Source organism: Streptomyces sp. NPDC020747 (genome assembly GCF_044334695.1).
In the GTDB taxonomy this organism is placed as follows: Bacteria; Actinomycetota; Actinomycetes; order Streptomycetales; family Streptomycetaceae; genus Streptomyces.
Genome location: NZ_JBIRTJ010000047.1, coordinates 1 through 4,778, shown reverse-complemented (window position 1 = coordinate 4,778; position 4,778 = coordinate 1). Strand labels below are relative to the sequence as shown.

The 4,778-nt window shown below is 72.4% G+C and carries 4 protein-coding genes; 2 read left to right on the top strand and 2 right to left on the bottom strand.

The genetic code is table 11. The annotated features are described in order from the left end of the window. Positions 1 to 142: 142 nt before the first annotated feature. Positions 143 to 1,747 carry a class I adenylate-forming enzyme family protein gene (locus ACH4YP_RS47980; protein ID WP_398497924.1) on the bottom strand — a complete coding sequence of 535 codons (1,605 nt, stop codon included), beginning with the start codon at positions 1,745 to 1,747 and terminating at the stop codon, positions 143 to 145. A 124-nt stretch (positions 1,748 to 1,871) separates the two neighbouring features. Then, entirely contained in the window at positions 1,872 to 2,801 is a 930-nt protein-coding gene (locus tag ACH4YP_RS47975) for an NAD-dependent epimerase/dehydratase family protein (protein WP_398497922.1), read from the bottom strand. Positions 2,802 to 2,887: 86 nt separating this feature from the next. Here ACH4YP_RS47975 and fabG point away from each other — a divergent pair, with 86 nt between their 5' ends. Together fabG and ACH4YP_RS47965 are read left to right on the top strand one after the other, a co-directional pair. Then, the gene (gene fabG / locus ACH4YP_RS47970) at positions 2,888 to 3,673 is read left to right on the top strand and encodes a 3-oxoacyl-ACP reductase FabG (RefSeq protein WP_361073355.1); all 786 of its coding nucleotides are present in this window, start codon (positions 2,888 to 2,890) and stop codon (positions 3,671 to 3,673) included. A 36-nt stretch (positions 3,674 to 3,709) separates the two neighbouring features. Then, the gene (locus ACH4YP_RS47965) at positions 3,710 to 4,654 is read left to right on the top strand and encodes an aromatase/cyclase (protein ID WP_361073353.1); all 945 of its coding nucleotides are present in this window, start codon (positions 3,710 to 3,712) and stop codon (positions 4,652 to 4,654) included. Positions 4,655 to 4,778 lie beyond the last annotated feature (124 nt).

Genomic DNA, 4,778 nt, shown 5'->3' with positions numbered 1-4,778 from the left:
CCCGCCCCCCCCCCCGCTCGGCGGGGGGTGCCCGCGGCGCGTTCGGCCCCCCTGGGGGGGGCGCGGGGGGGGGGGGGGCCCCCCGGCCCGGGGGGGGGGGGGGGGCGGCGGCCCCCCCCCCCCCGCCCCCGCGTCCGAGGTCTCAGCCGAGTTCGCCGGCCAGCAACCGGTCGCGCAGCAGCCGGCGTTCCACCTTTCCCGTGGCGGACCGCGGGATCGTGTCCACCAGGACGACCCGCCGCAGTTCCTCGTAGTACGGCACCTTGGGATTGACGTACGCGGCGAAGTCGTCCGGAGCGGCCGCCCCGCGGTCACGGGGGACGACGAGCGCGCAGGCCACGGCTCCCCGCTCCTCGTCGGGGGTGTCGAGGACGACGCAGTCCTCGACCGCCGGATGGCGCAGCAGCACGCGTTCGATCTCCGTCGGGGACACCAGCCAGTTGTCGCACTTGAAGGTGTCCTTGATGCGGTCGGTCCAGAACAGGAAACCCTCTTCGTCGAGGACGCCGACGTCGCCCGTGGAGAACCAGCCGTCCGCGTCGGTGTCCTGGTCCAGGGACCGGCCCAGATAGCCCTGCATGAGCTGGGGTCCGCGGACCTGGATCTCGCCCTTCGCACCGGCCGGCAGCACCTCGCGGGTGTCGACGTCGATGATCCGGGTCTCGCCGCCGGGCACGGCCTGCCCGCACGAACCGGGCTTCGGCCGGTCCGGGGTGCCCAGGTGCATGGACGGCGAGGTCTCGGCCAGCCCGTAGCCCTGGACGACCGGCACGCCGAACTGCTGGGCGAGGGCCAGCGCGGCCTGCTTCGGCAGCGAGGAGCCGCCGGAGAGGATCGCGCGCAGTGCCGGCGCCTCGAGACCGGTGAGGAGCGGGTCGGCGGCCAGCCGGGAGAGCCGCACGGGCAGGCTGTAGTAGTGGGTCGCACGCAGCCGGTCGGCCGCCCGGACCGAGGCGACCGAGTCCGCGCCGGGCCACAGTACGTGTGTCGCCACAGCGGTGACCGCGAGCGTCAGATGCATGAGATGGAACGTGGGCAGGCAGTTGAAGACGACCGACGACTCGTCGACCTGTTGCGCGTACACGGTCTGCGCGGCGTTCACGGTGAGGTTGCGATGGCTCAGCCGGCAGGCTTTCGCCGAGCCGGTGGTCCCGCTGGTGAACTGGAGGCAGGCGAGGGCGTCGGGGTCCTCGGTGACGCCGGCCGGATCCGCGGACCCGGGCGCCGCCGCCAGCAGTTCGTCCAGGGTGGGCAGAGCGTCCAGCCCCTCGGTGCGGCGGGTGAGGACGACGGTCTCCAGCAGGGGCGCCCGCCCTCGTACCTCGGCGATCCGCTCGTACATCTCCGGCGACAGTACGGCGACGCGGGCGCCGGAGGTGGTCAGCACATGGGCGAGGCGTTCCGCCGGCAGGAACGGGTTCAGTACGGCGCTGGCGTTGCCCGCCCGTGAGATGCCGAAGAACAGCGGTGCGAACTCGGGGTCCATCAGCCCCGCGATCGCCACGACCTCGCCGGGACCGTCCACCAGCCCCTGCACCATGGCCGCGCACCGGTCGGTCAGTGCCTCCAGTGCGGCATAGCTGATCTCCTCGGTGGCCGAGCGCAGGGCCACACGGTCGGGGGCACGCCGGGCGGCCGCGGTCAGCAGGTGGTCGACCCGCGGGCCGCCGACGAGGCCGGCGAGCGGCTCCAGGGAACTCCCCGGAGCCGTACCGTCGGCCACGGGCATCATGTTCGTCGTTGTCATTTCTCGATGTCCTTCCTCGTCCCGGGGACCGTGATCCGGCGGGCTCGAATGCGGTGGGAAACGCGACCGGGCCGGAGGCACCGGATCACGTCCCCTGTGGGTCAGGGCACTTGGCCCGTGTGCGTCAGGGGGCCTGGCCCGCCGACCAGGCCCAGTCCAGGGAGTCCGTCAGCGTGTGCCGGGGTGCCCAGTCGAGGGCGTGGGCGGCGGTGGTGAGGTCGAGCCGCTGCCAGTCGCCGTTGTCGCGGGCACGCCGCCCGCCGGTCCGCTCGACGATCTCGGCGGGCGCGCCGCTGATCTCGATGAGCCGCTCCATGACCCGGCGGATCCGCACGGGGGTACCGCCGCCGATGTTGACCGCCCGGCCGGCCGGGCGGGCGGCGGCCGAGGCCACGGCCGAGGCGACGTCCCGGGCGTCCACGAAGTCGCGGTACGCGAGTGGTGCGTCGAGCGGCAGCCGGGCCGTGTCGCCGGTGGCCAGGGCCTCCCGCAGCCGTCGTACGACCGCGCCCAGCAGGCTGCTGCGCGGAGCCGCGGGTCCCAGCACGTTGGAGAGCCGCAGCACCGTACCGGCGAGCAGCCCGCCGTCGAACGCGGCGCAGACCAGGCGCGTGGAGCGGAGCTTGGCGAGGCCGTAGGTCGTGCGCGGGTTCGTCGGTGTGCTCTCGTGGGTGCTCGTGCCGTGCGGTGCGCCGCCGTACTCATGTGCCGAGCCGAGGTGCACCAGGCACGGACGACGGGCCGCCCGCACCAGCGCGGTGAGCAGTCGTTCGACGAGGGCGACGTTCGCGCCCAGCATCTGTGCGTCGCTCACCTCCCACACCCCGCCGGCCGCGTTGACGACGACCCGCGGCCGGACGGCTGTGAGGAGACCTTCCAGCGCGTCCGGCTGGTCGAGGGGGGCGAAGGGCAGGCCCGGTGGGGCCTTCGCCGGGTCGCGGCCGACCGCGAGCACGTCGTGTCCGAGTCCGGAGAGGACGTCGCACACCTGTCGTCCGACGTAGCCGGTACCGCCGATAACCATCGTGTCCACCACGCCCCCGACTGTGGCCACCGCTGCTCCAGGGACGTTCGGCCGATCCTTGAGCCGAGAACGAGATCGTGCGTGAGGAGTCGAGGAGACGAGCGGACGGAGTGCCGATGGAGACCACGAACACGAGCGTCGCCCTGGTCACGGGCGGAACCAGCGGGATAGGCCTGGCAGTCGTGCGCGCCCTGGCGGCCCGCGGTCTGCGGGTCTTCCTGTGCGCACGCTCCGAGGACACCGTGCATGCGACCGTGAAGGAACTGGCCGACGAGGGCCTGGAAGTGGACGGCGCGGCCGCGGACGTACGGTCGCCGGAAGCGGTACGCGCTCTGGTCGCGGCGGCCGTCGCGCGATTCGGGCCGATCGACGTGCTGGTCAACAACGCGGGGCGCAGCGGCGGCGGAGTGACCGCGCGGATTCCCGACGAGCTCTGGTACGACGTGATCGACACCAACCTCAACAGCGTCTTCCTCGTCACGCGCGAGGCGCTGCGGGCGGGTGGTCTCGACGGGTCGGAGCGGGGACGGATCATCAACATCGCGTCCACGGGCGGCAAGCAGGGCGTCCCCCTGGGCGCCCCGTACTCGGCGGCGAAGGCCGGCGTCATCGGCTTCACCAAGGCGCTGGCGAAGGAGCTGGCGAGGACCGGGGTCACCGTCAACGCCGTGTGTCCCGGGTATGTGGAGACGCCGATGGCCGTGCGCGTTCGCAGGGCGTACGCGGACACCCTGGACATCTCGGAGGAGGAGGTGCTCTCCCAGTTCAACGACAAGATCCCGCTGGGTCGTTACTCCACCCCCGAGGAGGTCGCGGGTCTGGTCGACTACCTGGTCACCGACACCGCCGCCTCGATCACCGCGCAGGCCCTGAACGTCTGCGGCGGCCTGGGCATCTACTGACCGGTTCGCCCCGTTCATCCGAGGAGAGGTGGGCACGTGTCCTCCCAGCAGTCCGAGCACACCAGTCACGAGATCGGCATCGACGCACCTGCGGACACCGTCTACCGGGTGATCGCCGAAGCAGCCGCGTGGCCACAGCACTTCGCGCCGACGCTCCGGGTCGAGCAGACGCCGCTGGACGGCCCGACCGAGCGGCTGCGCATCTGGGCGACCGCCAACGACGAGGTGAAGACGTGGACTTCGCTGCGGGTGCGTCGACCCGAGGCGCTCCGCGTCGAGTTCCGGCAGGAGGTGTCCTCCGCCCCGGTGGCCTCCATGTCCGGTACGTGGACCGCCGAAGCCCGGCCCGAGGGCGGCACCCGGCTGGCCCTCACCCATGACTTCACCGCCGTCGACGACGACCCCGGGAGTCTGGAGTGGATCAGGACGGCCACCGACCGCAACAGCGGCACGGAGCTGGCGAACATCAAGGCGGTCGCCGAACGCTGGCACCGGATGGGCGAGTTGGTCTTCTCGTTCGAGGACTCGGTGACCGTCAAGGGCGAGGCGCGGGAGGTGTACGACTTCCTGTACCGGGCGGCGCAGTGGCCCGGGCGGCTGCCGCACGTGGCACGGCTCGACCTGAGGGAAGACGTGCCGGGCGTCCAGGCGATGTCCATGGACACGCTGGCGAAGGACGGATCGGTCCACACCACGGAGTCGATCCGGATCTGTCTGGCGGACGAGCTGAAGATCGCGTACAAGCAGTTGGTGCCGCCGTCCCTGATGGCCGCGCACACCGGCGAGTGGTCCCTCGCTCAGACCGATGGCGGTGTCCTCGCCGTCTCCCGGCACACGGTCACGGTGAACGAGGCCAACATCACGAAGGTCCTGGGGGAGTCCGGCACGGTGGCGTCCGCCCGTGACTTCATCCGGCGCGCGGCGGGCGGCAACAGCCTGGTGACGCTCCAGCACGCGAAGGAGTTCGTCGAGGCGGGCTGAGCACGGGCGAAGAGGCGGGGGGGGGGGGGGGGGCCCCCCCCCCCCCCAAAAAAACCCCCACCCCCCCGGGGACCGGGACTCACCAATATAAGTGGGGGTAAAGCCGGGGGGGCCCGGAGACAGC

Coding starts and splice junctions, on each gene's coding strand:
- ACH4YP_RS47980 (WP_398497924.1), bottom strand. CDS start 1,747: ATGACAACGACGAACATGATGCCCGTGGCCGACGGTACGGCTCCGGGG.
- fabG (WP_361073355.1), top strand. CDS start 2,888: ATGGAGACCACGAACACGAGCGTCGCCCTGGTCACGGGCGGAACCAGC.